Source organism: Bradyrhizobium sp. STM 3557 (assembly GCF_045571465.1).
GTDB lineage: Bacteria > Pseudomonadota > Alphaproteobacteria > Rhizobiales > Xanthobacteraceae > Bradyrhizobium.
In genome coordinates, this window is sequence record NZ_CP120697.1 from 6,575,571 (window position 1) to 6,599,325 (window position 23,755).

At 64.9% G+C, this 23,755-nt stretch carries 23 protein-coding genes and 1 tRNA gene; 12 read left to right on the forward strand and 12 right to left on the reverse strand.

Translation table 11 applies throughout. From position 1 onward, the window contains the following. Nucleotides 1-312: 312 nt before the first annotated feature. From P6U24_RS30395 to mobB, 4 genes are all read right to left on the reverse strand, one after another. Nucleotides 313-1,968 (reverse strand): OFA family MFS transporter, encoded by a 1,656-nt coding sequence (locus P6U24_RS30395; protein WP_407156112.1) that lies wholly within the window; start codon nucleotides 1,966-1,968, stop codon nucleotides 313-315. 739 nt (nucleotides 1,969-2,707) lie between these two features. Continuing rightward, entirely contained in the window at nucleotides 2,708-2,950 is a 243-nt protein-coding gene (locus P6U24_RS30400) for a sulfurtransferase TusA family protein (RefSeq protein ID WP_407156113.1), read from the reverse strand. Between the two features lie 49 nt (nucleotides 2,951-2,999). Then, entirely contained in the window at nucleotides 3,000-4,253 is a 1,254-nt protein-coding gene (gene glp / locus P6U24_RS30405) for a gephyrin-like molybdotransferase Glp (protein WP_407156114.1), read from the reverse strand. 11 nt (nucleotides 4,254-4,264) lie between these two features. Continuing rightward, nucleotides 4,265-4,786, reverse strand: coding sequence for a molybdopterin-guanine dinucleotide biosynthesis protein B (gene mobB / locus P6U24_RS30410; protein WP_407156115.1), 522 nt, complete (start codon nucleotides 4,784-4,786; stop codon nucleotides 4,265-4,267). A gap of 184 nt (nucleotides 4,787-4,970) precedes the next feature. Here mobB and P6U24_RS30415 point away from each other — a divergent pair, with 184 nt between their 5' ends. From P6U24_RS30415 to P6U24_RS30425, 3 genes are read left to right on the forward strand one after another with little or no spacing between them, the layout of a single operon-like run. Beyond that, nucleotides 4,971-5,861 (forward strand): formate dehydrogenase accessory sulfurtransferase FdhD, encoded by an 891-nt coding sequence (locus P6U24_RS30415; RefSeq protein ID WP_407156116.1) that lies wholly within the window; start codon nucleotides 4,971-4,973, stop codon nucleotides 5,859-5,861. Continuing rightward, nucleotides 5,854-6,495 carry a molybdenum cofactor guanylyltransferase MobA gene (gene mobA / locus P6U24_RS30420; protein WP_407156117.1) on the forward strand — a complete coding sequence of 214 codons (642 nt, stop codon included), beginning with the start codon at nucleotides 5,854-5,856 and terminating at the stop codon, nucleotides 6,493-6,495. The genes P6U24_RS30415 and mobA overlap by 8 nt, the downstream gene beginning before the upstream one ends. Nucleotides 6,496-6,499: 4 nt before the next feature. Beyond that, complete coding sequence (locus P6U24_RS30425) at nucleotides 6,500-7,102, forward strand: cation transporter (RefSeq protein WP_407160645.1); 603 nt, start codon at nucleotides 6,500-6,502, stop codon at nucleotides 7,100-7,102. A gap of 181 nt (nucleotides 7,103-7,283) precedes the next feature. On the opposite strand, the gene P6U24_RS30430 is transcribed toward P6U24_RS30425, so the two are convergent. The 3 genes from P6U24_RS30430 to P6U24_RS30440 are packed head-to-tail and all read right to left on the reverse strand — an operon-like array spanning nucleotide 7,284 to nucleotide 9,547. Then, nucleotides 7,284-8,099 (reverse strand): substrate-binding domain-containing protein, encoded by an 816-nt coding sequence (locus P6U24_RS30430; protein ID WP_407156118.1) that lies wholly within the window; start codon nucleotides 8,097-8,099, stop codon nucleotides 7,284-7,286. Between the two features lie 32 nt (nucleotides 8,100-8,131). After that, a complete protein-coding gene (locus P6U24_RS30435) occupies nucleotides 8,132-8,854 on the reverse strand; it encodes an ATP-binding cassette domain-containing protein (protein ID WP_407156119.1) in 723 nt (240 codons plus the stop codon). Between the two features lie 3 nt (nucleotides 8,855-8,857). Continuing rightward, nucleotides 8,858-9,547, reverse strand: a complete 690-nt coding sequence (locus P6U24_RS30440) for an ABC transporter permease (protein WP_407156120.1) — start codon at nucleotides 9,545-9,547, stop codon at nucleotides 8,858-8,860. 86 nt (nucleotides 9,548-9,633) lie between these two features. Here P6U24_RS30440 and P6U24_RS30445 point away from each other — a divergent pair, with 86 nt between their 5' ends. Continuing rightward, the gene (locus P6U24_RS30445; protein WP_407156121.1) at nucleotides 9,634-10,539 is read left to right on the forward strand and encodes a substrate-binding domain-containing protein; all 906 of its coding nucleotides are present in this window, start codon (nucleotides 9,634-9,636) and stop codon (nucleotides 10,537-10,539) included. A 170-nt stretch (nucleotides 10,540-10,709) separates the two neighbouring features. After that, nucleotides 10,710-11,876 (forward strand): ABC transporter substrate-binding protein, encoded by a 1,167-nt coding sequence (locus tag P6U24_RS30450; RefSeq protein WP_407156122.1) that lies wholly within the window; start codon nucleotides 10,710-10,712, stop codon nucleotides 11,874-11,876. A 164-nt stretch (nucleotides 11,877-12,040) separates the two neighbouring features. Here P6U24_RS30450 and P6U24_RS30455 read toward each other — a convergent pair whose 3' ends face one another. Next, the gene (locus tag P6U24_RS30455) at nucleotides 12,041-13,006 is read right to left on the reverse strand and encodes a TAXI family TRAP transporter solute-binding subunit (protein ID WP_407156123.1); all 966 of its coding nucleotides are present in this window, start codon (nucleotides 13,004-13,006) and stop codon (nucleotides 12,041-12,043) included. 170 nt (nucleotides 13,007-13,176) lie between these two features. On the opposite strand from P6U24_RS30455, the gene P6U24_RS30460 reads away from it, so the two are divergent. Both P6U24_RS30460 and P6U24_RS30465 read left to right on the forward strand, forming a co-directional pair. Next, nucleotides 13,177-14,151 (forward strand): Bug family tripartite tricarboxylate transporter substrate binding protein, encoded by a 975-nt coding sequence (locus P6U24_RS30460; protein ID WP_407156124.1) that lies wholly within the window; start codon nucleotides 13,177-13,179, stop codon nucleotides 14,149-14,151. Between the two features lie 208 nt (nucleotides 14,152-14,359). Further along, a tRNA-Ile gene (locus P6U24_RS30465) sits at nucleotides 14,360-14,435 on the forward strand. An 83-nt stretch (nucleotides 14,436-14,518) separates the two neighbouring features. On the opposite strand, the gene P6U24_RS30470 is transcribed toward P6U24_RS30465, so the two are convergent. The 3 genes from P6U24_RS30470 to nagA all read right to left on the reverse strand — a co-directional run bounded on the left by P6U24_RS30470 (nucleotide 14,519) and on the right by nagA (nucleotide 17,924). After that, a complete protein-coding gene (locus tag P6U24_RS30470) occupies nucleotides 14,519-15,313 on the reverse strand; it encodes an adenylate/guanylate cyclase domain-containing protein (protein WP_407156125.1) in 795 nt (264 codons plus the stop codon). Nucleotides 15,314-15,539: 226 nt separating this feature from the next. Next, nucleotides 15,540-16,748 carry an aspartate kinase gene (locus P6U24_RS30475; protein ID WP_407156126.1) on the reverse strand — a complete coding sequence of 403 codons (1,209 nt, stop codon included), beginning with the start codon at nucleotides 16,746-16,748 and terminating at the stop codon, nucleotides 15,540-15,542. Further along, nucleotides 16,749-17,924 (reverse strand): N-acetylglucosamine-6-phosphate deacetylase, encoded by a 1,176-nt coding sequence (gene nagA / locus P6U24_RS30480; protein WP_407156127.1) that lies wholly within the window; start codon nucleotides 17,922-17,924, stop codon nucleotides 16,749-16,751. A 116-nt stretch (nucleotides 17,925-18,040) separates the two neighbouring features. Here nagA and P6U24_RS30485 point away from each other — a divergent pair, with 116 nt between their 5' ends. From P6U24_RS30485 to P6U24_RS30505, 5 genes are all read left to right on the forward strand, one after another. Next, on the forward strand, nucleotides 18,041-18,979 hold the full coding sequence (locus tag P6U24_RS30485; RefSeq protein ID WP_407156128.1) for a BadF/BadG/BcrA/BcrD ATPase family protein: 939 nt from the start codon (nucleotides 18,041-18,043) through the stop codon (nucleotides 18,977-18,979). Between the two features lie 21 nt (nucleotides 18,980-19,000). Then, complete coding sequence (locus tag P6U24_RS30490) at nucleotides 19,001-19,957, forward strand: N-acetylmuramic acid 6-phosphate etherase (RefSeq protein WP_407156129.1); 957 nt, start codon at nucleotides 19,001-19,003, stop codon at nucleotides 19,955-19,957. Between the two features lie 125 nt (nucleotides 19,958-20,082). Further along, nucleotides 20,083-20,967 (forward strand): SIS domain-containing protein, encoded by an 885-nt coding sequence (locus P6U24_RS30495; RefSeq protein ID WP_407160646.1) that lies wholly within the window; start codon nucleotides 20,083-20,085, stop codon nucleotides 20,965-20,967. A 184-nt stretch (nucleotides 20,968-21,151) separates the two neighbouring features. Continuing rightward, the gene (locus P6U24_RS30500; protein WP_407160647.1) at nucleotides 21,152-22,522 is read left to right on the forward strand and encodes a cytochrome B6; all 1,371 of its coding nucleotides are present in this window, start codon (nucleotides 21,152-21,154) and stop codon (nucleotides 22,520-22,522) included. Between the two features lie 46 nt (nucleotides 22,523-22,568). After that, entirely contained in the window at nucleotides 22,569-23,222 is a 654-nt protein-coding gene (locus P6U24_RS30505; protein WP_407156130.1) for a DUF4142 domain-containing protein, read from the forward strand. Nucleotides 23,223-23,348: 126 nt separating this feature from the next. On the opposite strand, the gene P6U24_RS30510 is transcribed toward P6U24_RS30505, so the two are convergent. Beyond that, entirely contained in the window at nucleotides 23,349-23,750 is a 402-nt protein-coding gene (locus P6U24_RS30510) for a cytochrome C oxidase subunit IV family protein (RefSeq protein ID WP_407156131.1), read from the reverse strand. Between the last annotated feature and the right edge of the window lie 5 nt (nucleotides 23,751-23,755).

A 23,755-nucleotide genomic window follows, 5' to 3' on the forward strand; every position in this document is an offset into this window, starting at 1 on the left:
TTGGCATGCCAGATACAAGGCGAAACTCTGTCTTATGCGGAAGCCGCAACTCGAGCGGCACTGACCTACCATTCAGTGCCTGAACCCGTACTCGGCGGCTGATTTTGCGGTCCTGAATGCAGAACCAGCGATCAGCGCGGCGAGCCCCTCGACTCACAACTTCCCATCCGTCAGCTTGATCCTTAATGGCCTGGCGCTGTCTGGCAAGGCTGCGGCCACCGGAAGTGCCGACCGGGGGCCATGGTCCAAAGCACAAAAGACACTACGGGAGACGTGAGCTCTCGAAGCCCGCGCCTCCCGCAATGATGGCGATCAGAAGATCTTGACCGCGCTCTGCAGCGTCATCCACACGCCCCACAGCAGCGGGATGCTGACGAAAGCCCAGAACAGGCCGGCGCTGAGATCAAGACCACCGGTGCCGATGCCGAACGAGCCATGCTGGATCGCCGCCTCGCTTTGAGCGCTTTCGGCCTGCAGCCGCGCCGCCTCCTCCTTGGTCAGGTGCCACTTGTCGGCCACGGGCCGAACCAGGAGATTGCAGATCAGGCCGATCACGAGCAGGCCGACCAGGATGTACATGGTGCGGTCGTAGACCAGCGCGCGCTCGATGCCGGCCTGCAACTGCGCGTCGCGGATATAGCCCACCAGAAGCGGGCCGATCACGCCGGCGGTCGACCATGCGGTCAGAAGCCGGCCATGAATGGCGCCGACGAACTGCGGACCGAAGAGGTCGGCGAGGTAGGCCGGAATGGTGGAGAAACCGCCGCCATACATGGTCAGGATGATGCAGAACGCGCCGACGAACAGGAGCCGCGATCCCATATGGGCGAAGCTCGGCGCCAACGCATAGAGCACGATCCCCAGGATGAAGAACGTGTAGTAGGTCGCCTTGCGCCCGATGTGGTCCGACAGCGAGGCCCAGAAGAAGCGGCCGCCGATGTTGAACAGCGACAGCAGCCCGACGAAGCCGGCGGCGATCGTGGCGATCGCGACCTTCTGCGACCCATCCAAGGCCGCAAAGCCGACCTCAGGCTTTCCGATCAGCGCGCCGCCGAAGATCTCCTGCAGCATTGGCGAGGCCATCGCCAGCACGCCGATGCCCGCCGAAACGTTCATGCAGAGCATCAGCCACAACAGCCAGAATTGCGGCGTCTTGTGCGCGTCCTCAAGATGAACGTTGTTGGTGGAGATCATGGCCTTGGCCGTCGCCGGCGGCGTCCAGCCGTCCGGCTGCCAACCGGCCGGCGTGACGCGATAGGCGAAGGCGCCGATCATCATGAACACGAAATAGATCGCGCCCATCACAAGGAAGGCCTGCCAGACGCCGACCGATGTCGGAGTTTTGAAGTAGTTGATCAGGTAATTGGCAAGTGGCGAGCCGATCATGGCGCCTCCGCCGAACCCCATGATCGCCATGCCGGTGGCCATGCCGCGCCGATCCGGGAACCATTTCACCAGCGTCGACACCGGCGAGATGTAGCCGAGACCGAGTCCGACGCCGCCGATCAGGCCGAGTCCGATCCACAACATCCAGAGCTGATGGACATAGACGCCGAGCGAGGAAATCGCAAAGCCGCCGGCCCAGCACACGGCCGCCACGGCGCCCGCCTTGCGCGGGCCGGCCCGTTCGAGCCAGGCGCCGAATACGGCTGCCGACAATCCCAGCATCACGATGCCGATCGTGAAGATCATCAAGAGATTGGTGACCTGCCAGTCGCAGCTCGTCGTGAAGAGATCCGAGATCATCGACTGGCCGGCGCAGACCACCGGCTTGTCGATGCCGATCGCACGCGACAGCGGCAGCCAAAACACGCTCAGTCCATAGGACATGCCTATGCACAAATGGATACACAACGCTGCCGGCGGAACCAGCCAGCGATTGAATCCCGGCTTCGCGATCGTGTGCTCGCGATCGAAAATTCCTGTTGCCGCACCGGTTGCTCTCCCGGCGCTCTCAACAACTGCCATGCCATCCTCCCCTGCAGGCATCGATCCCATGCCTTGATGTCATCATCGGTCCCCTTTGATTTGAATCAACGCGGAAATTCCCGCGACGTCCCGTAGTGTTGCTCCGCGACATTTTCGCGATGCACAAGAGGCGAGCGTGTTTTCAACATGCATAACACCCCCTCAGCTGACTCATGCCGTCATCCTCAGAAACACTCGCGCGGTCTGAAAGGGCATCGCAGATCCACCCGCAACCTCCGCGGAACCCGGATTGGGGCAGAAGCAATCGCGGTTGTCGATAGATAAAACGTAGCGAAGCTCCGAATCACAGGGGATTCAGTGCGCCGCAGCGACCCGGAGGCCGATCCGCGACTAATTGGCGCATGAGTGCGGCCCCGCCATGTAGTCCCCCTACAAGATCGCGGCAACGTGATCACGATGGTTGCAGCTCGAGATCCGTAGATCCATCAGGTCTCGATTCCGGATCGCCTGCACGGCCAGGATCGATCCGCCTTACTAATCAGTCCATTTGAATTCCAAATGGAACTAACGGCGCGACCGCGGAGGGCGCTGCCGAAACCCAAGTCGTCTGCCCGCCGCAAGCGCGAGCATATGCGACAGATTGGCCTGGCGGACAATCTGCGCATATCAGACATGCATGGGACCTCCGCCATTACTGCGCAACATCGCGCGCCACCCCGTGGCAAGACCGTTCGTTGCGCAAGCGCGCCCTGGATGACCTCGTGGAGAGCTGGCCTGATCAGTTGCCGGCCCCGCCGGCCTGCTTCTCGATCAGGAACACGATCCGCGTCTCGCTGCGTTCGGTGATCTCGACCTTGTCGCCGGTCTCACGGATCAGATTGGGGATGTCGATCACCGACAGCGGATCGGTGCAGTGCACCTCCAGCCGGTCGCCGGCTTTGAGCGGCTTCAGCGCCTTGCGCGTCTTGAGCGCCGGCAGCGGACATTTGAGGCCGGTGAGGTCGAGCATGGTGGTGGTCATTCGGCGACCATGGCGAGCCCGGGGAACAGCGTCAACCGTCCGCGTCCACTCACATCAGCTCGGCGTAGGACAGAAAGCCGACGCTCTGTCCCGGCTCGACCCTGGTGACCTCCTCGCCGAGCTCGGCGAGGCCGTCGGTCTCGATCAGCGACGACAATAATCCGGCGCCCTCGCGCGGAAACTTGAATGCATCGAGGTGGCCGTCAGCAGCCCTGCGCAGCGAGACCCGCACATATTCGCGGCGGCCGACCTTCTTCTTGTAGGTGAAGGCCGCGCGCACCGGCAGCGGCGTGAGCCGCTCCGGCAGGCTTCCCGCCAACGCCAGCACGGTCGGGCGCACCACGTGGACGAAGGTGACGAAGCTCGCCACGGGATTGCCGGGCAGGCCGATGAAGGGGGTGCCGGCGATGATGCCCATCGCGACGGGACGTCCCGGTTTGATCGCCATCCGCCACAGCACCAGTGTTCCGACGCTCTCGACCGCGGCCTTGACGTGGTCCTCCTCTCCGGTCGAGACACCGCCGGTGGTGAGCAGAAGATCATGCGCAGCGGCGGCCTCGCGCAAGGCGCTGGCCAGCGGCGCTCGGCTGTCGTCGAAGACGCCGAGATCGGAGACGTCGCAGCCGAGACGTTTCAGCATCGCGAGCAACATCACCCGATTGGAATCGTACAATTGCGCCGGCGCGCGTGGCGCGCCAGGCGAAGCCAGCTCGTCGCCCGTCGAGAATACGGCGACACGGATGCGCCGCCGCACGGGGAGCTCGGTGAGACCGAACGCGGCCGCGACCGCGACATGCTGCGGCCGCAGGCGCTGGCCCGCCTTCAACGCCACCGTTCCGAGCGCGATGTCCTCGCCCGCAGGACGTACATTGGCACCGGGCTTGAGCCCCGCGGGTAGCACCACGCGAGCATCCTCAGCGAGGCGGACGTCCTCCTGCATGAACACGGTGTCGGCCCCCTCTGGCATCGGTGCGCCGGTGAAGATGCGCATCGCATGCGCCGCCGCGATTGGCGCGGCCGCAGCGCCGGCCGCAACGCGCCCGGTCACCGGCCAGACCGCTTCGGATCCATGCGGCAGGTCGGCCGACCGCACGGCGTAGCCGTCGACTGCGGAGTTGGTGAAGGGCGGTAGTGGCAATGGCGCGGCGACGTCGGCTGCGAGAACGCGGCCGTCCGAGCCGAGCAGCGAGACCCGCTCGCTCTCCGCGACTGGCCTGACGCGATCGGTGATAATGCCGACCGCCTCGTCGATCGACATCAGCGGACCGCCGAAGGCGAAGCAATCGTCGGAGAGTTGCGCCATCGTCGCTCCCTTCAAGTCCCCTGTGAAACCAACAGCTCGGTGATCGGCATCGCCGAGCGCAGCATCATCGCAGCCACCGCCGGGACGTCATCGAGATGGACCACCGGCAGCGACGTTGCAACCTCGACGTCGCTGGCAATGCCGACGATGGCGGAATCGTTCGGGAACAACAGCGGCTTGCTATTGGCAGCTCGATGCACCTCGATCTTGCGATGGGGATCGGTCTTGTAGCCTTCGACGATGACGAGATCGACTGGCGACAGCTTGGCCAGCAGCTCCGGTAATCCCGGCTCGCGCTCGCCGCGCAGTTCGTGCATCAGCGCCCAGCGGGCTCCCGAAGAGACCAGCACCTCCTCGGCCCCGGCCTCGCGATGCCGCCAGGAATCCTTGCCCGGCGTGTCGACGTCGAACTTGTGATGGGCATGCTTGATCACGGACACGCGCAGGCCCTGCGCCAGAAGATGCGGGATCGCACGCGTCAACAGGGTGGTCTTGCCGGCGCCGCTCCAGCCGGCGAGGCCAATCACTTTCATCTCGGTCTCCGGAGCGGAACCGCATACACGCCGTCATCGCGAGGAGCGACAGCGACGAAGCGGTCCAGCTTTCTTGGCGCCCTGGATTGCTTCGCTTCGCTCGCAATGACGGGGCTTTGGTCGCGTGATTTGGTCAATAAGCTTTATATCGGCGCTCCCCCGATGTCATGCTAACCTGCTGGCCATGACGACGTTGCTGAAATCCCCCGCCCCGCGCATCCTGCCCGACCCGCACGACCCTCGGCTCACCCGACGTGTCGGCGGCATCGACCAGACTGGCGCGAGGGTCGAGATCAACGTGCCGGTCGAGCGGCCGCTGACGCTGTACCTGAATGCGCAGGAGATCGTCACCATGATGACGATCGGCGACTATCCGGAGTATCTCGCGCTCGGCTATCTGCTCAACCAGAACATGCTGAAATATGACGACGTCGTCACCGAGGTCGAGTATGACGACGACCTCCAGGTGGTGGTGGTACGCACCGCGCATCACACCAATTTCGAAGCCAAGCTGAAGAAGCGCACCCAGACCTCGGGCTGCGCGCAGGGCACCGCGTTCGGCGATCTGATGGAGGCGATCGAGAGCATCGCGCTGCCAAAGGCGGAGCTCAGGACATCCTGGCTCTACCAGATGACGCAGACCATCAACACCATGCCATCGCTCTATCTCGAAGCCGGCGCCATCCATGGCTGTGTGCTGTGCGTCAAGGGCACGCCCGTCTGCTACACGGAGGACGTCGGCCGCCACAACGCCGTCGACAAGATCGCCGGCTGGCTCTACCGCCACGGCGTCGACCCGGCCGACAAGATCCTCTACACCACGGGACGGCTGACCTCGGAGATGGTGATCAAGACGGTGCGGATGGGCATTCCGATCCTGGTGTCGCGCTCGGGCTTCACCGCCTGGGGCGTCGAGCTGGCGCGACAGGTCGGGCTGACGCTGGTCGGACGCACCCGCGGCAAGCGCTTCATCGCGCTCTCCGGCGAGGAGCGCATCGTGTACGACCAGGATCTCGCTTACGTCGAGGAGGAATCGGCCAAGCACCGGCGCAAGGGCGAAGGCGGCGATGACTGAGCTGACGCAGAATGCTGCTGCGCAGGTTCCCTGCGTGCTGCTGGCCGGCGGTCTGGCGCGGCGCATGGGCGGCGGCGACAAGCCGATGCGCATGATCGGCGGTCGCACCATCCTGGACCGCGTGATCGCGCGTCTTGCGCCACAATGCGGCGCGCTGATCCTCAACGCCAATGGCGATCCGGCGCGCTTTGCCGCTTTCGGCCTTCCGGTCGTGGCCGACAGCGTCGCCGATTTCCCGGGACCGCTCGCAGGCATCCTCGCCGGGCTCGATTGGGTGGCGGCGAACCGCCGTGATGCGGAGTGGATGTTGAGCGCGGCCGGCGACTGCCCGTTCCTGCCGCGCGATCTGGTGGCGCGGCTCGTGGCGGCACGCGCGACCGAGGCCGCCGAGCTTGCCGTCGCGGCCTCCGGCGGCCAGTCGCATCCGGTGATCGGACTCTGGAAGGTCGCGTTGCGCGAGGAGCTGCGCCACGCACTGACCATGGACGACATCCGCAAGATCGACCGTTTCACCGCACGCTATCGGCTCGCCACGGTGAGCTGGCCGACCATCCCGCTCGATCCGTTCTTCAACGCCAACACCGCCGAGGACCTGACCGAGGCGGAGCGGCTGGCGGCACTGGACGGCGACTGACGTGATGGAGACGGCCGCGCCCGACATGACCGCGGTTCGCCGCACCGTGATCACCGTCGCGGTGCTGAACCTCGCCTATTTCGGCATCGAATTCGCGGTCGCGCTGCAGATCGGCTCGGTGTCGCTGTTCGCCGACAGCGTCGACTTTCTGGAGGACGCCTCGGTCAATCTGCTGATCCTGCTCGCCTTGCGCTGGAGCGCGCGGGCGCGCGCCTACCTTGGCATGGTGCTGGCGGCGATCCTGCTGGCGCCGGCGCTCGCGGGGCTTTGGACGGCAGCCGAAAAGCTGCTGACGCCAGTCGCGCCCGAGGCGCTGCCGCTGACTATCACCGGACTCGGCGCGCTCGCGGTCAATCTCTCCTGCGCGCTGATGCTGGCGCGGGTGCGCGATCATCACGGCAGCCTGACGCGGGCGGCGTTCCTGTCGGCCCGCAATGACGCCGCGGCCAACATCGCGATCATCATCGCCGGCCTGATCACCGCCGCTCTCTGGCACTCGGCCTGGCCCGACCTGATCGTTGGCATCGGCATCGCTGCGATGAACGCGGACGCCGCGCGCGAGATCTGGGAAGCCGCCCATCGCGAGCGGCAGGCGGCGAAGGCATAGTGAGAATGTAGCTGTGGCCACGGCGAAAGTGCGCTCCCTCCCCCCTTGCGGGGGAGGGTTGGGGAGGGGGGTAGCCCAAATCGACACTGCCGTTGTGGACCCCCACCCCCGGCCCCTCCCCGCAAAGGGGAGGGGAGCAGATCGAGCGAGCGGCGAGAGCCTGCTCTAGACTTATTCAGGCTCAAGGCTTTGCGTTCGGGAAGAACAATTGCTGGCCGTCAATCTTGTAGTTCGCGATGATTGCCTGCCCTTCGGGCGAGATCAGCCAGTCGACGAAGGCTTGACCATCTTCCTTCTTGACGTGCGGAAATTTCGCAGGGTTCACCAGCATCACGCCGTATTGGTTGAACAGATGCGTGTCGCCTTCGACCAGGATCGCAAGCTCGCCGCGATTCTTGAACGAAATCCAGGTGCCGCGATCGGAGAGCACATAGGCGTCCATGGCGCTCGCGGTGTTGAGTGCCGCGCCCATGCCCTGCCCGATCTCGCGATACCAGGGCCCCTTATGCGCGGAGAGGTCGATCCCGGCCTGCTTCCACAGTGCGAGCTCGGCGGCATGCGTGCCGGAACGATCGCCGCGCGAAACGAAGGGCGCAGCCTTGGCTTCGATGCTGCGGAACGCGGCCAGGATATCCTGGCCCTTCACGCCGGCGGGATCGCTCTGGGGGCCGACCAGCACGAAATCATTGTACATCACTTCATAGCGCTTCACGCCGTATCCCTCTGCCAGGAACTTCTCCTCCTGCGCCTTGGCATGGACGAAGACGACGTCGGCGTCGCCGCGCCGCGCGGTGTCCAGCGCCTGGCCGGTGCCTTGCGCAACCACCTTCACGTCGATGCCGGTCTTCTGCTTGAACAGCGGCAGGAGATAGCCGAACAGGCCGGAATCCTGGGTGGAGGTGGTCGAGGCGACCACGATCGAGCGATCCTCCGCCCGTCCCGGCGCGGCCACCAGCGTCAGAGCGAGGACGAGCAGAAGAGCGAGCCGCAGGCGCATCAGGCGTTCTCCATTGATGGATCGACGGGACTTCAGATCACGAGATCGCCGCGCACGAAGCGCGCGGCATCCTCGCTTGCGGGATGGTCGAGAAAATCGATCGCGCCGCTGCGCTCGCGCAAAGCGCCGCGCACCAGGAAGACGACGTCGCCGCCGAGCCGGCGCACCTGGCCGAGATCATGGCTCGCCATCACCACCTTGATGCCGGAGCGCGCGGCCGCAAGGACGATGTCCTCGACCGCGCGAGTCGCGGCCGGGTCGAGACTGGCGGTCGGCTCGTCCAAGAGCAGGATCTCGGGCTCGCGGGCGAGCGCGCGCGCCAGCGCCAGCCGCTGCTGCTCGCCGCCGGACAGGCGGCGCGCCGGCCGCCCCTCGAGCCCGTCGAGGCCGACGCGCGCCAGAAGCTCTGCGATGCGTGCCGGCCGCTGCCGCCTGATAACGCCGGCATGCGCCAGCGCGTAATCGAGATTGGCGGCGACGCTCCGCCGCAGCATCACCGGGCGCTGGAACACGAAGGCGCGCCGCAGCGGCGGCGCATCAAGGCGGCCGCCCCAGCTTATCGTTCCTGACGTCGGCCGCGCGAGGCCCATGCAGATCCGCAGTAGGCTGGTCTTACCGGAGCCGTTCGGGCCGACGACCAGCGTCGGCGGTCCCGCCGCGATGGTCACGCTCAGCCGGTCGAGGATCTCGGTCGCGCCAACGGCGAGCGAGACCCTGTCGAGCACCAGCGGAAGATCGGTCAAGGGTGCGCGCATGGTCTAGGCCGCCAGCCGTTCCGCGACGGCGCGCACCGCCCAGACCGCGGCGTTGATCGCCACCACGATCGCAAGCAGGACCAGCCCGAGTCCGAGCGCCAACGGCAGATTGCCTTTGGACGTCTCGAGCGCCACCGCCGTGGTCATGGTGCGGGTGAAGCCGTCGATATTGCCGCCAACGATCATCACCGCGCCGACCTCGGCGGCGGCACGGCCGAAGCCGGCGAGCAGCGCGGTGAGCAGACTGAAGCGCGCGTCCCACAACAAGGTGATCATGCGGTCGATCGGTCCGACCGACAGCGCCGCCAGCTCGTCGCGATATTCGTATGCGAGGTCCTCGACGGTCTGGCGCGTCAGGGCGCCGATAATCGGCACGATCAACACGGTCTGCGCGATGACCATCGCGGTTGGCGTGAACAAGATGCCAAGGTTCCCCAGCGGGCCGGACCGCGACAGCAACAGGTAGATCGCCAATCCCACCACGACCGGCGGCAGCCCCATCATCGCATTGAGTGCGACCAAAAGGCCGGCGCGGCCGCGAAACCGCAACAGCGCAAGGCTGGCGCCAAGCGGCAGGCCGATTACGGCCGCGAGCGCCACCGCCGCCAGGCTGACAGCCAGCGACAGCCGCACGATCGCGAACAATGTCGGATCGCCGGCGACGATCAATTGCCAGGCGCTGGCCTCATTCATAGTCGATTCCTTCTGGCCTGTTCGGCAGAAATTCCGGTCTTTGTCAATTAATTGAACCAGATCGCTTATATGCATATAAATGCAAGATGGAATTTCTGACCACAAGCGAGGCTGCGGACTACCTGCGGCTGGGGGAACGCAAGCTCTACGAGCTGGTGACGCTGGGCGCGATTCCCTGCAGCAAGGTCACCGGAAAATGGCTGTTCCCGCGCCATGAGCTGGACCTGTGGGTGCTCGCGGGCATGGCGCGGCCGAACGGCATGGTGCCGGCGGACCCGCCGCCGATCGTCGGCGGCAGCCAGGACGACCTGCTGGAATGGGCCTTGCGTGAATCCGGCTCGTCGTTGGCCTCCTTGAACGAAGGCACCATGCGCGGCATCGAGCGGCTGCAGCGCGGTGAGGTGGTCGCGACCGCTGTCCATTTCCACCGCATCGACGAGCTCGACGGCGAGGCGGCCAAGGGTGCCATCGACGCCAATATCGCCGCGGTGCGTGCCCTCTCCGGCCTGCACGACACGGTGCTGATCGGCATTGCCAAGCGCGAACAGGGCCTGCTGCTGGCGCCCGGCAATCCGAAGAATTTGCGCAGCCTCACGGACGTGCTCGCCACGGGCGCGACGGTGGCGACGCGCCAGCCAGGCGCGGGCGCGCAGCTCCTGCTCGAGGTTCTGCTGCAGCGCGCGGGCGCCACATTGAAGGAGCTGAAGCGGCTCGAGCCGCCCTGCCTCACCGGACCGGACCTGGCAGCCGCGATCCGCAGCGGCAGCGCCGATTGCGGCATTGCAACGCGCGCAGCGGCCAAGGCCGCCGGCCTCGACTTCATCACCCTGACCTGGGAAAGCTTCGACCTGCTGACCCGCCAACGCAGCTACTTCCGCCCCGCGATGCAGGCGCTCGTCCGCTTCGTCACAGGCAGGCGCATGGCGCTGCGCGCAGGCGAACTCACCGGATACGATCTCGCACCGGCCGGCCAGATCCGCTTTGCCGCCTGATTGACGGCGGCTTGCGAATGGCGGCAGATGGCCGAGCCGCTTCCCCGCATTGGGGCTGGCGGCCAACGACGGCGCCACGCCGATATTTTCCGGGAGGACGAAAGTTGATTTCAGCAAGAGGGTTGATTTCAGCCACACGAATTGCGCTGCTCGCGACCTGCGCGAGTGCCATGCTGCCCGCATCGGCGGCGCTGGCGCAGGTGTCGGACGAGGTCGTCAAGATCGGCGTGCTCACCGACATGAACGGGCCGGCCTCGACGCCGACCGGACAGGGTTCGGTGACCGCGGCGCAGATGGCGGTGGACGATTTCGGCGGCAAGGTGCTGGGCAAGCCGATCAGCGTCATCGTCGGCGACCATCAGGACAAGCCGGACATCGGCAGCGCGATCGCGCGGCGCTGGTACGACGCCGAGCAGGTCGACCTGATCGTCGACGTGCCGGTCTCCGCGGTCGGGCTCGCCGTGCAGACCATCGCCAGCGAGAAGAAGCGGCTGTTCATCACGCAATCGACCGGCGCGGCCGATTTCCACGGCAAGTTCTGCTCGCCCTACGCCATGCAATGGGTGTTCGACACCCGCGCGCTCGCCACCGGCACGGCCAGGGAGGTGGTGAAGCGCGGCGGCGACAGCTGGTTCTTCATCACCGACGACTACGCTTTCGGGCACTCGCTGGAGCGCGATGCCTCCAGCGTCATCACGGCCAATGGCGGCAAGGTGGTGGGCGCGGTGCGCCCGCCCTTCGCCACGCCGGATCTCTCCTCCTTCATCCTGCAGGCGCAGTCGTCCAAGGCCAAGATCATCGGCATTGCCGCCGGTCCGCCGAACAACATGAATGAGATCAAGACGGCGGCCGAGTTCGGCGTGTTCAAGGGCGGCCAGCAGATGGCGGCCTTGCTGGCGCTGATCACCGACATCCATTCGCTGGGGCTGCCGGCCGCGCAAGGTCTGTTGCTGACGACCTCGTTCTACTGGGACATGGACGACAAGACCCGCGACTGGTCGAAGCGCTATTTCGCCAAGATGAACCGGATGCCGACGATGTGGCAGGCCGGCGTCTATTCCGCCGTCACGCACTATCTTAACGCGATCAAGGCCGCCGGCACCGACGAGCCGCTCGCGGTGGCCGCGAAGATGCGCGAGGCGCCGGTGGAAGACATGTTCGCCCGTCACGGCAAACTGCGCGCCGACAATCTGATGGTGCACGATCTGATGCTGGTGCAGGTCAAGTCGCCGGATGAGAGCAAATATCCGTGGGACTATTACAAGATCCTGGCGACGATCTCGGGCGAGGATGCATTCGGGCCGCCTGATGCGGCGTGTCCGTTGTTGAAGAAGTAGCGCTGACACCAACACGAAAGGTGTCGTCCCGGCCTTGAGCCGGGACCCATAACCACCGCCATGCATTGCAAGAGCTGGCCGTTGCTCCAGCCTTCGCACAATGTGGTTCAGCGTTTATGGGTCCCGGCTCTGCGCCGTGCGCGCTTGGTCGGGACGACAGCGAATTATTTGGTGACGCCGATTTCCTTGAAGTACTTCATCACCCCCGGATGGATCAAATCGAGGCGCGGGGCTGCAGCGACCGTGTTGGCGGCGGTGGTCTCGCAGGCCTGCGCCAGCGTCTTGCACAAGGTCGCCTCGGCGCCGTGCAGCGTCTTGGCGAGGCGGTAGGCGACATCGTCGGGCAGATCATCGCGCACCAGCACGAAGCTCCATGAGCCGATCGAGTCGATCGGTTCGCTCTGGTTCGGATAGCTGCCGGCCGGCACGGTCAGAGCCTTTAGGAAGCTGTGCTTGGCCAGCACCTGTGCGATCTCATCCGCTGACGGCGCGATGAAGCGCGCGCCCGAAGAGCTTTTCGCCATCGCCTCGAAGCCGGGCCAGCCGATGCCGGCGCCCCACAGCGCGGCGGCGCGGCCGTCCTGCACCATCGCCGGCCCGTCGCCGGCGCGGTCGAGATAGATCGCCTTGAAGTCCTCGTCCTGCTTCAGGCCGAGCCCGTCGAGCATGTAGCGCGACATGATCGGCAGGCCCGAGCCCTTGGCGCCGAACACGACGGTCTGCCCGACCAGGTCGCGAATCGCTTTGTAGGGACTGTCAGCGCGCACGACGAACAGGCCGGGGCTGGAATAGATCGCGGTCAGGATCTTTACGCGTGTCGGCGGCCGGTCGATGCCCATGAAGGCCTGATAGGCCGGCTCGCCGGCGACGAGGCCCAGGTCGAGCTCGCCCTTCTCGAGCAGCGGGATGTTCTCGTTGCTGCCCTTGGTGTTGCGCGGGGAGATCGCAAGCGCAGAGTCCGCGTCGTTCATCACCCTGGCAAAGGCATCGCCATAGAGCGGGAAGCCGCCGCCGGGCGTCGCCGTGCCGAGACTGATCGTGATCCTGTTGATCGTCGCCTCCCGTTGTTGGGCGAACGCGCTGCCGCCGAGCATCGCCAGGCCAAGACAAACCATTGCAGTGAAACGCATGACACTCTGCTCCCGTGGCCGTCCGCCAGCTTGTAAGCGCCCGTGCGCATGTTTGGAAGCGCCGCACGAGCAAGTGCTGCCCGCGGGACTGCGTCATTGCGCGGATTTGCAAGCTCGCGGATTTGTGAAACCATTGCGCCGAACGACCACAAAAACATCAGGGCGAGACGATGCGAAGGCCTTGGCGCGCGTGGCTGTTGGGATTGCTGTGTCTGGCCGGTCTTGCGGCGTGCCCTCCTGCGGCCTATGGCGCCTATCCGGACCATCCGGTGCGCTGGCTGATCGGCTTCACCGCCGGCGGTCCGGTCGACACCGTCGCCCGCATCATGGCGCAGTGGCTCTCGGAGCGGTTCGGCCAGCAATTCGTGATCGAGAACCGCGCCGGCTCCGGCGGCAACCTCGCCGCAGCGGCCGCGATCAACTCGCCGCCGGACGGCTATACGCTGCTGTTCGTGGCGCCGAACAACGCGATCAGCACCTCGCTGTACAAGAAGCTGCCCTACGACTTCATCCGCGACACCGTTCCGGTCGCGAGCATCATGCAGCTTACCAACATGCTGGTGGTCAGCAACGCGATGCCGGTCAAGACCGTGCAGGAGTTCATCGACTATTGCCGCGCCAATCCCGGCAAGATCTCCTACGCCTCGTCGGGCAACGGCACCTCCGTGCACATGTCGGCCGAGTTGTTCAAGGCGATGACCAAATGCGACATGCTGCACGTGCCCTATCGCGGCTCGGCGGTCGCGATGCCCGACATCATCTCCAACAAGGTCCAATTGATCTTCGACAACCTGCCAAGCGCGCTGGAGCAGGCGCGCGGCGGCACCGTGCGCGCGCTCGGCGTCACCTCCCCGCAGCGCTGGCCGGGCGTTCCGGACGTGCCGGCGATCGCCGAGACGGTGCCCGGCTTCTCTGCCGTCGGCTTCTACGGCATCTCGGCGCCGAAGGGCACGCCGGCCGAGATCGTCGCAACACTGAACAAAGCGGTTGGCGAGGCGCTGAGGGATCCCAAGCTGGTGGCGCGGCTCAATGAAACCGGCGGCATCCCGAAAGCCATGACGCCGACCGAGTTCGGGCAGTTGATATCAGAGGAGACCGAGAAATGGCGCAAGGTGGTCGAGTTCGCCGGCGTCTCGGTGGATTAGGCTGCAGCGGCAAGGACACCGAACCGGCCGCCGGGCCGATATTCGGCTGCCGGCGGGAGCGCCCGGATCGGAACGACGGCGGGCGACCGGCATTGCGGCATGGCGCGCCGCCCTGTAAACGAACTCCGCACCGTCGTCCGATTCCCCCTGGGCCTTCGGCCCCAGCCTCGCAGATCGCGAGCGCCGCCGCGGGGACCGTCACGTCGCGGGGCCTGTAGCTCAATGGTTAGAGCCGGCCGCTCATAACGGTCTGGTTGCAGGTTCGAGTCCTGCCGGGCCCACCAGTGCCATCGATAGCTTGATCATCTCGGCCTGCGCGACGCGCCGTGGCAGACTGGAGGGTAAGCCGGTCGGTCCCGCATTCCCCTCAATCCTCGACCCGGTACAGGCGCCATCGCTCCGGCACGCCTTTGAGCTGGTGGACGCCGTGATCCCTGAAGCGGATTTGAGATTGTGACATCAGGTCCCTGACCGCGCTCGAGACCAGGACTTCGCCGGCGCGCGCTTTCGCGGCGACGCGGGTGCCGATGTGAAAGGCGAGACCGACCATTTCGCCCCCGCTCACGGTGTACTCGCCGGCATGCAGTCCTATCCTGATCTCGAGGCCCAGCGTGCGCACGGCCTTCTGGATCGTGGTCGCGCAACTGATGCCGGCAGCCGGTGCCCTGAACGTCGCCAGCACTCCATCGCCAGTCGTCACGACTTCCTTTCCGCGCGAGGCCTTCAACTCCTTGCGGACCGCTGCGTAATAGTGACCCATCACTTTCGTCCAACGCGCATCGCCGAGCTTTGCTGCTTTTTCGGTGGAGCGGACGATATCGACGATCAGGATCGTGGCGAGTGCCTGTTTGAGCTCAGTGCTGCGCTCGGCGGATCGACGTCGGATCGCAATCGGTCCGGCCAGCGGTTCATAGCGATGGCTGCGGCGCCGCGCGATGGCGGCTCTTGCATAGTCCTGGGCACGCTGCGCCGTGCCGCAACGAATTGTTTTCACCCTTGGTGGAACGGTCCAGTAGACCTTTCGCTCATCTCCGGCGCCATGGACGTCCACGGCGCCCCATTTCAGGAAAACCGTCGAGCCAACACGCCTGATACACCACGCCTTTGACGTGTACCCGGAGACGTTCGACTGATGGACTCCGACGCGAAGGAATTTTGGCATGAACGTGCGGCCGATCGAAGGACCGTTGCGGCGTGCTTCGCTTGGGGCATATTTCGACAAGGGTAGTCGTACAATCCAGCCTTGGCAACTGTCGTCCCAGTCGAAAATTTGCGGACGGCTCCAACGTCCGTTCGCGTTCGCGAAGCCGGCGCTCTTGTATTGCTTATAGCGGTGGTTGCAGGTTCGGGGTCCTGCCGAGCCCGCCAGCGAAATCGATCTGCAAGGTCTAATGCGATGCTTGCTCGACAAGCGAATGCAGCGCCTTGACCGCGGCCTCCCTGCTCTCCACCGGGACAAACAGGCTGACCGAATGCGGCGACAGGACATACTTGTCAGGGACAATCCTGTGACGTTCCAGAACCTGCAACGCCCTGAACGGCAATTCGGACGATACACCACCGAAGCAGGTGAGACTGACCGAACTTGACGTCTCGCGCTGCTTGCGCAGGTCCTTCGCGTGCTCCAGCGAGCGCAACAGCGCGTCGAGCCATTCCGAATCGCAGGCTACGGTCATGCAGGTCTTTCCCGCGGCGAAGTCTGATGTCAGGAGCTGCGGCCAGGACAGGCCGTTTTGCTTGAGATGCTGCGCGAACTTATCGAACCCATGATTGAGATCCTTGGAATCGATTTCCACATGCTCAATCCGGGCCATTGAGTTGACGGCCAGAACCTTTCCGTTTTCCATGCCAGCAACCTCTTTCATCACTTGCGTGCTATCTTCAACGCCGTCCCATCGCTTGAGAACCAGAGGCACGTCCTGACTTTGCGCCAATTCGACGCTGCGAAAATGCAGGATCTTAGCGCCCCAGAAACACATCTCCGATAGCGACGCGAAGTCCACCTGCCGCAGCGGCTTTGCATCCGGCACGATGCGCGGATCGGCCGAGCAAATGCCGTCGACCTCCTTGATGATTTCACAGCGTTCGGCTTTCAGCGCCGCGGCCATCGCAACGGCCGTGGTGTCGCTGCCCCCCCGACCGAGGGTGGTGATTTCCCTGCTCGCCGGGTTCACGCCTTGAAACCCCGCCAGCACCACGACGCGCCCGCGATCGAGCTCCTCACGCACGCGAATAGGCCGCACATCCAGGATGCGGGCCGAGGAATGGGAGCCGTCGGTCATCACGCCGGCCTGGCTGCCGGTGAAGCTGATCGCGGGCACGCCGAGATCGGCAAGCGCCATGCTCATCAACGACATGCTGATGCGCTCACCGGTCGTCAGCAGCATGTCAAGTTCGCGGCGATTGGGCGCCGGGCTCACCTGATAAGCCATCTGGATCAGTTGGTCGGTGGTCTTGCCCATCGCCGAGACGATCACCACGACGCGCTGACCACGCCCATGCATGTCGGCGAGACTGCGGGCAACCGCGCGAATTTTCTCCGGTGTTTCGAGGCAAACCCCGCCATATTTTTGCACGATGATGGGATGGTCGCTCATCTAAAGAGACGCTGCATTCGCCTCGCCCATCGAACCGACACCGCCGATCCATGTGCCAAGGACTTCAAAGTTCAAGTTGAAAGCGACGAGGTCCGCGCGGTAGCCAGGCGCGATCCGTCCAAGCTCGGACGCAAGGCCCAGAAATGCGGCCGGAGTCGCAGAAGCCATGATGAGCGCATCGACCAGCGAGATGCCAAGTAGCGCAACAGCGTTGCGCACGGCCTCGATCATGGTGAGGTGAGCGCCCGCGAGGGTGCCATCGGGACCCGTCAGGCGATGGTCATGCAACGTGATCTGTCTTCCTTGCAGGACGAATTGCCGTTCGTTCGTGCCGACGAGCGGCATGGCATCGGTGACCAGCATCAAGCGATCGCGCCCCTTGCAGCGAAAGGCGACACGCAGGGCCGCGCCGTCAACGTGGATGCCGTCGCAGATGATCCCTGCAAACAGCCGGTCGTCTTCGAGCGCGGCGCCCACCACACCCGGCTCGCGGGCGTTCAACTGCGACATGGCGTTGAACAGATGGGTCACGCCCGAGACACCGCGATCGACCGCCTGCCTGATATCGGCTGCGGTGCCGTCGCTGTGGCCGGCTGCGACACGTAGTCCGGCGCCGATCAATTCATCGATCATGGATGCCGGCACGCATTCCGGGGCCAGGGTCACGACGGAGCGGCCGCGGCTTCCAAAGCTCTTGATGGCAGCGAGATCGCGCTCGTCAGGCACGCGGATTTCGGCCTCCGGATGAATGCCCTTGCGAGACCGGTTGATTGCCGGGCCCTCCAGATGAAAGCCGAGCACGCCGGGAATCTTCAAGCAAGCCTCGGCGACGACGGCCAAGCGCTCGATGACCTCCCTGCGATCAGTGATGAGGGTCGGCAGGCAGCCCGTCGTTCCCTGCTTGCGGTGCGCCGCAACGACGCGCCGAACGCCCGCCTCCGTCGGCTGCTCGTTGAGAAGAACGCCCCCACCTCCGTTCACCTGAATATCGATGAACCCAGGTGCAAGGATCGCATCTGGCGGGAGCTGGATAGAGGCGCGCGGCTCCGCCTTGCCAAAGGTGGCGCTTTCGATGCGCCCCTGCGAGATCCTGACCGACCCGGGCCCGCGCATGGCGGCACCATCGAAGATCCGCTGCGCGGCAATCGTGACGGAGGAAGACCCGGTCTGGCCCATCAGTATCGTTCCGAGAACGGCAGTCACGGACCCGTGAGACGAGTCCCCTACGAGACTTCATATGTACACTAAGACCCCAGTAAGGACCCGGAATGAAACCCTGGCGTTAACTCATCATGGGAGCAAACGGTACCACTTATCTCGGCATTGATGGCGGCGGAACCCGCTGCCGCGCGCGGATCGAGAACGAGAACGGCAGAGTGCTCGGTGAAGCGAGCTCGGGGCCCGCGACGACGCGGATCGGCCTCGAGAAGGCCTGGCGGTCCATCATGGAGGCCACTGAAACGGCAGCCGCACAGGCTGGCTTGGCGCGCGAGGATTTTGCGCGGATGCATGCCGGAATTGGCCTTGCCGGACTGGGCCGCCGGGGCGCGGAAGCGGCGCTGAACGAGATCTCGCATCCCTTTGCGTCGGTTGTTTTCATCAGCGATGGCCTGGCCGCCTGTCTCGGCGCCCATAGCGGTGCGGATGGGGCCATCGTGGTCGCCGGTACAGGCTCGGTGGGTGTCGGCCTGATCGACGGTCGCGAAATCCGTTTCGCCGGTTACGGCTTTCCGGTGTCGGACGAAGGCAGCGGCGCCGACATCGGCCTGCAGGTTGTTCGACTGGCACTGCGCGCTGCGGATCGCCGCAGCGAGCTGACCCCGTTGCTTTCGGAGGTGCTGGCCGCGTTCGATCACGATCCCTATCAGGCGGTGGCCTGGTCTGAGGAAGCCAGGGCGACGGACTACGCCGCATTCGCGCCGATCGTGATGCGGCATGCCAATCAGGGCGATCCGGCCGGCCGTCGCATTATCGAACGCGCAGCCGATGCCATCGGCGATCTGCTCGACCTGTTCCTGGCGCGAGGGATTGACCGGCTCTCGCTGGTCGGCGGGCTCGCGGATGCCATGACGCCCTGGCTGACGCCTGACCTGCGTGCCCGCCTGAGGCGCCCCGACGCCGACGCCGCGGCCGGCGCCTTGCTGGTAGCGCGAGGCCGGCTCGATCTGCCCAAGAGAGAAACTGACCAAGAAGAAACTGACCAAGCACAGGCTTCGAAGTTCCGCGTTTAGGATGCGCATGGAATAAATCGTATGGCGACCGAAGAAGTCGATCCCCGCTTTGCCGATCTTGATGCATGGCCGCTGACCTCGGCGATCGAAGCCATGTGGGAAGGCCAGCTCGCGGCCGTCGCGGCGATCGGCCATGCCCTCCCGGCGATCACCGCGGCGACCGAAGCAGCCAACGCGGCCTTGAGCGATCACGGTCGCATTGTGTATGTCGGCGCCGGCACCTCGGGTCGCGTGGCAGTCCAGGACGGCGCCGAGCTGACACCGACCTTCGCCTGGCCCAAGGAGCGCGTCCGCTTCATCGTCGCCGGCGGCGACAGTGCGTTCGCCACCAGCATCGAGGGCGCGGAGGACAACGTCGATGATGCCGTCGCGCAGGTCAATGCCGCGCGGCTCACGCCACACGACGTGGTCATCGCCGTTGCCGCCAGCGGGACCACGCCATTCACGGTGGCGGCGCTGCAGCACGCAGGCTCGTTTGGCGCAGTGACGATCGGTATTGCCAACAATCCTGGTACCGCCCTGCTGACGTCGGCAAAGTTTCCGATCCTGATCGAGACCGGCCGCGAGCTGATCGCCGGCTCCACGCGGATGAAGGCGGGCACTGCGCAGAAGATCGTGCTCAACCTGATCTCCTCCGGGATCATGCTGCGCCTTGGTCGGGTGTATCGCGGCATGATGGTGAACATGCTGCCGACCAATGCCAAGCTGAAGCGGCGCGCGGAGGCCATGGTGGCGCAAATCACCCGCTGCGATCCACAGCAGGCGGCGCGCTCGCTCGAGCTGGCCGGAGGAGACATCAAGACGGCAGTCCTTCTGGCGCTCGGCGTCGACAGGACCGATGCCGAGGCTTTGCTCAGACACTCTGAAGGCAACCTTCGGCGCGTGTTTGCCGAGCTCACCAAGGACGTTCACGTGGAACGCGACCGGCCCTCAAAGGAAGCAGCGGCGCGCGGGCGAGCCGGAGCGGTCGAGCCATGACGACATCCGCGATGGCGAGCGAAATCGGACAAAGCGCTGATATTGTCGCCAACATCATTCGCGACCGCGCTGCGAAGCGCGACATCGCGCAGCGCATTGGCAGTGGCTCCGCCCCCCTGTGCGTCATGTGCGGCCGGGGAAGCTCCGGACATGCCGGGGTCTACCTGAGGTACCTTGTCGAGACGCGGCTTCGCCTTCCCGTGTCGGCGAGCGCGCCTTCGGTGATCACGGCATTTCGCACGCCCTTGATGCTGCGCCGCGCGCTGTTCATCGTGATCTCGCAATCCGGGCGCAGCCCGGATCTTGTCGCGGCGACCAGATCAGCCCGCGCGGCAGGCGCCCGCACCGTCGCCATCGTCAATGCGACGACCTCGCCGGTGGCTGACGCAGCGGAGTTCGTCGTTCCGATCGAAGCCGGCCAAGAGCATTCCGTCGCGGCGACGAAGACCGTGATCGGCTCGATGGCCGCCGGTGCCGGCCTCGTCGCCGAGCTGGCGGACGATGATGCCCTGCGGTCGGCGCTCGACAGGTTGCCTGAGCGCCTGCAACGCGCAATGGCGCTCGATTGGTCCATGATTGCCGATGATCTCGAGAAGGCGTCAGCCGTATTCGTGGCCGCTCGGGGCCTTGGTCTCGGCTCGGCGCGGGAGATCGCGCTCAAACTCTCGGAAATCCTGCGCCTGCCGTCCATCGGGCTGAGCGCCGCCGAGCTGCAGCATGGGCCGCGGGCCGCGCTGTCACCGCGCACGCCTATTATCATGATGCGCCTCATGGATGAAACGGCGGCCAGCGTGGACGCGCTGGCGGAAGAACTGCGGCAGCAACACATCGCGCTGCATCTGTGCGGCGGACCGCAGGGCTCGCTGCCCTGGCTCGCCCTGGACGACGCGGTGACCGATCCGGTCACGATGCTCGTTCCAGCCTACCGGATGATCGAGCAGGCCGCGCGCGCCTGCGGATTTGACCCGGATCGTCCCCCTCGCCTCAGCAAGATCACCGAAACGTTTTGACGGCTGAGCACGGTTGGCTGGCGGCCGGAAGCGCACAGACCCACTACCTCTGCGTGCCGAATAGGAACAAAGCAGCTCAGCAGACGTTGCGCCCGCCATCTGCAGTCCGTGCCGTTTGTTTCTGTCCCGATCCAGCTGCTTCAATTCACGGAGGCCACCCGTGCAAAAAGCTTTCCTCGTCGCCATGCCGCTGGCAGCAGCGACCCTGCTTGGAGTCGCGGTGCTGGCCCAATCGCTGCCGCCGGACGCGACCTATCGGCCGCTTCCCACCTTGCCGCTGGATGCCGTCAGGGCGAATGACGAGGCGCAGAAGCCCCTCGTGATGCAGCGCCAGCAGGATCTGCTTGCCCAGCGCAACGATCTCTCCGACAGGCCGATCCCGAACGTGATGATGTCCGGCGGCCGCAAGCCCGTGCAGGGCGGCGTCCGCGTCAGGCTGCCTGCGGGAGTGACCTGGGACTCGCTCTCAGCCATGAGTCCGGACGAGATCCGGCAGCGCGGGCTATTGCCGGCGGGATTCATGCCCCTGCCCCACGTCAAGCAGCCGACCGGCGGCCAGGTCTTCCCGAACAACCAGATCGACGAGATCGGCAGGCAGGAGAATCGCAACCTGCGCCGCTTCGACGTCGACTTCGACCTTCCAGACCGGTTCACGCCTGAATTTCCGCCGCCGATCTTTCTGACCAGCCATCCGGAACTCGGCGACGTGTCTCACGGGCAGCTCCTCACCATCAAGAATTACTACCAATTGATGGTCGGTTTCATCACGCCTGTGCAGATGGAGGGGCTGCGCCTGCTGCTGACTCCGTTCCCGCAGGAGGAATTCAACCAGACCGAAGACCGCAAGAGCGCAGATCAGAGCCTGGGCGTGACCTGCCTCGACTGTCACGCAAATTTTCATACCAACGCCGCGTTCCACCTGACGCCGGACGTTCGCCCACAGGCGGCCCGCTTCCGCCTCGATACCGTGAGCCTGCGTGGGGTGTTCAATCAGCAGCTCCACGGCTCGAAGCGTTCGCTGCGTTCGATCGAGGACTTCACGCAGTTCGAACAGCGCACGGCCTATTTCAACGGCGATCATGTCAGTGCCCAGCGCAAAGGCGTCCATCTTCCCGACCGGTTCGATCAGGTTCCGATGATGGCGCAGATGCAGAACATCATCGATTTCCCGCCGGCGCCGAAGCTCGATCCTGCGGGGCGCCTCGATCCGAGCAAGGCGACGCAGCAGGAACTCGCCGGCGAGCGGGTGTTCGTGGGAAAGGGCCGCTGCGCGGAATGTCACGTCCCGCAGACCTCATTCCTCGACAACAACATGCACGATCTCAAGCTCGAGCGCTTCTATAACCCCGGGCAGACCGTGAATGGGCTCGTCATGCTGCCGGATGGGCCGATCAAGACGTTCACGCTGCGCGGCATCAAGGACTCGCCGCCTTACATGCATGACGGGCGGCTGCTCACGCTCGCCGATACGGTTGAATTCTTCAACCTGGTGCTCAGCCTGAAGCTGACCCAGGAGGAGAAGGAACAGCTGGTGGCCTACATGCTCACGCTGTGATGACAGCCGGCATTCGCACAGCGCGAGCCAGCAGAAGGAGATCGAGATGGCCCGTCTTTCCGCCTTTGCGCTATGTACTCTGGCGCTTCTCGCACCCGCTTTTGGACAATCGACGAATCCGGCAACTCCCGCGCCCGGCAACCCCGGCGGGATGTCGCCGACGACCAGGGAGTCGGCGCCGGGCAAGCCTGCTCCGCATCAGATCAATGATGCGGATCGCATTTTCGTTCGCGCGTTGGCATTGGGAGGACTTGCTGAAGTCGATCTCGCCAAGCTCGCGGCCCAAAAAGCATCTAGCACTGCGGTCAAGGACTTTGCGCAACGCATGATCAAGGACCATAGCGAGGCGAACGACAGGCTCGCCTCGCTGGCAAAGGCGAACGGCATCGCGCTGCCCGACCAGTTCGATTCAGAGCAGCGATCGATGCGCGACCGCCTGCAACAAGCGGGCAAGACCGAGTTCGATCATGCCTATATCAGGGGCCAGATCACGGATCACCAGAAGACGGTACAACTGCTCATCTATCAGATCGGTTCGGGCGAGAACGAGGACCTGAAGACATTTGCATCGGACACCCTGCCGATCGTACTCGATCACCTGCGCATGGCGCAGTCGATCGCTGCCGAGATCAGCGGGGCGGCCCAGGCCTCCCCGACCGACCAGTCGGCGCCAGCGGACAAGCCGCCGACGACCCGCTGATTGAGATTATCGACAAACCGGCCGCCGCTGCGAAGTGCAGCGGTGGCCGGCGTCAATCGATAGGTTTTTGTTTTGACGCGTTTTCTTCACGCGAAACGGTGTCCACTTCGCTTGAAAACGCTCCAGCTAGGACGTTTGCGCGAAGAACATGACCCGGAGCAGATGCGTGTAGCCGGATTCGAACACCATAATCGCCACGAAGACCAGCACCAGCGCCGGCGGCAACAGGATCGCGTAGGTCAAAGCCAGACGCTCCCAGGCCATGTGCATGAAGACCGCGACGATCAGGCCAGCCTTCAACACCATGAACAGCAGGATCAGCGACCATCTGAGATGGCCTTGGAGGCCGAAATAGTCGACGAGGTACGAGCAGGTGCTGAGAACGAACAGCCATCCCCAGACCACAAGATAAAGCTTGATCGGATGCTGCTGGCCCTTGGCGTGCGAGGTTCCTGATGCGGGTGCGTCATGCGCGTGGGCCTGCAGCGAGTGTTGTTGCACTTCCGGATGTACCGCGACGTTCGTCATGCTGC

Bases quoted from the DNA above. Each gene is read 5' to 3' on its own strand.
- P6U24_RS30395 (WP_407156112.1), bottom strand. From the start codon at position 1,968: ATGGCAGTTGTTGAGAGCGCCGGGAGAGCAACCGGTGCGGCAACAGGA.
- P6U24_RS30400 (WP_407156113.1), bottom strand. From the start codon at position 2,950: ATGACCACCACCATGCTCGACCTCACCGGCCTCAAATGTCCGCTGCCG.
- glp (WP_407156114.1), bottom strand. From the start codon at position 4,253: ATGGCGCAACTCTCCGACGATTGCTTCGCCTTCGGCGGTCCGCTGATG.
- mobB (WP_407156115.1), bottom strand. From the start codon at position 4,786: ATGAAAGTGATTGGCCTCGCCGGCTGGAGCGGCGCCGGCAAGACCACC.
- P6U24_RS30415 (WP_407156116.1), top strand. From the start codon at position 4,971: ATGACGACGTTGCTGAAATCCCCCGCCCCGCGCATCCTGCCCGACCCG.
- mobA (WP_407156117.1), top strand. From the start codon at position 5,854: ATGACTGAGCTGACGCAGAATGCTGCTGCGCAGGTTCCCTGCGTGCTG.
- P6U24_RS30425 (WP_407160645.1), top strand. From the start codon at position 6,500: ATGGAGACGGCCGCGCCCGACATGACCGCGGTTCGCCGCACCGTGATC.
- P6U24_RS30430 (WP_407156118.1), bottom strand. From the start codon at position 8,099: ATGCGCCTGCGGCTCGCTCTTCTGCTCGTCCTCGCTCTGACGCTGGTG.
- P6U24_RS30435 (WP_407156119.1), bottom strand. From the start codon at position 8,854: ATGCGCGCACCCTTGACCGATCTTCCGCTGGTGCTCGACAGGGTCTCG.
- P6U24_RS30440 (WP_407156120.1), bottom strand. From the start codon at position 9,547: ATGAATGAGGCCAGCGCCTGGCAATTGATCGTCGCCGGCGATCCGACA.
- P6U24_RS30445 (WP_407156121.1), top strand. From the start codon at position 9,634: ATGGAATTTCTGACCACAAGCGAGGCTGCGGACTACCTGCGGCTGGGG.
- P6U24_RS30450 (WP_407156122.1), top strand. From the start codon at position 10,710: ATGCTGCCCGCATCGGCGGCGCTGGCGCAGGTGTCGGACGAGGTCGTC.
- P6U24_RS30455 (WP_407156123.1), bottom strand. From the start codon at position 13,006: ATGCGTTTCACTGCAATGGTTTGTCTTGGCCTGGCGATGCTCGGCGGC.
- P6U24_RS30460 (WP_407156124.1), top strand. From the start codon at position 13,177: ATGCGAAGGCCTTGGCGCGCGTGGCTGTTGGGATTGCTGTGTCTGGCC.
- P6U24_RS30470 (WP_407156125.1), bottom strand. From the start codon at position 15,313: ATGCCAAAATTCCTTCGCGTCGGAGTCCATCAGTCGAACGTCTCCGGG.
- P6U24_RS30475 (WP_407156126.1), bottom strand. From the start codon at position 16,748: ATGAGCGACCATCCCATCATCGTGCAAAAATATGGCGGGGTTTGCCTC.
- nagA (WP_407156127.1), bottom strand. From the start codon at position 17,924: ATGGGCCAGACCGGGTCTTCCTCCGTCACGATTGCCGCGCAGCGGATC.
- P6U24_RS30485 (WP_407156128.1), top strand. From the start codon at position 18,041: ATGGGAGCAAACGGTACCACTTATCTCGGCATTGATGGCGGCGGAACC.
- P6U24_RS30490 (WP_407156129.1), top strand. From the start codon at position 19,001: ATGGCGACCGAAGAAGTCGATCCCCGCTTTGCCGATCTTGATGCATGG.
- P6U24_RS30495 (WP_407160646.1), top strand. From the start codon at position 20,083: ATGTGCGGCCGGGGAAGCTCCGGACATGCCGGGGTCTACCTGAGGTAC.
- P6U24_RS30500 (WP_407160647.1), top strand. From the start codon at position 21,152: ATGCCGCTGGCAGCAGCGACCCTGCTTGGAGTCGCGGTGCTGGCCCAA.
- P6U24_RS30505 (WP_407156130.1), top strand. From the start codon at position 22,569: ATGGCCCGTCTTTCCGCCTTTGCGCTATGTACTCTGGCGCTTCTCGCA.
- P6U24_RS30510 (WP_407156131.1), bottom strand. From the start codon at position 23,750: ATGACGAACGTCGCGGTACATCCGGAAGTGCAACAACACTCGCTGCAG.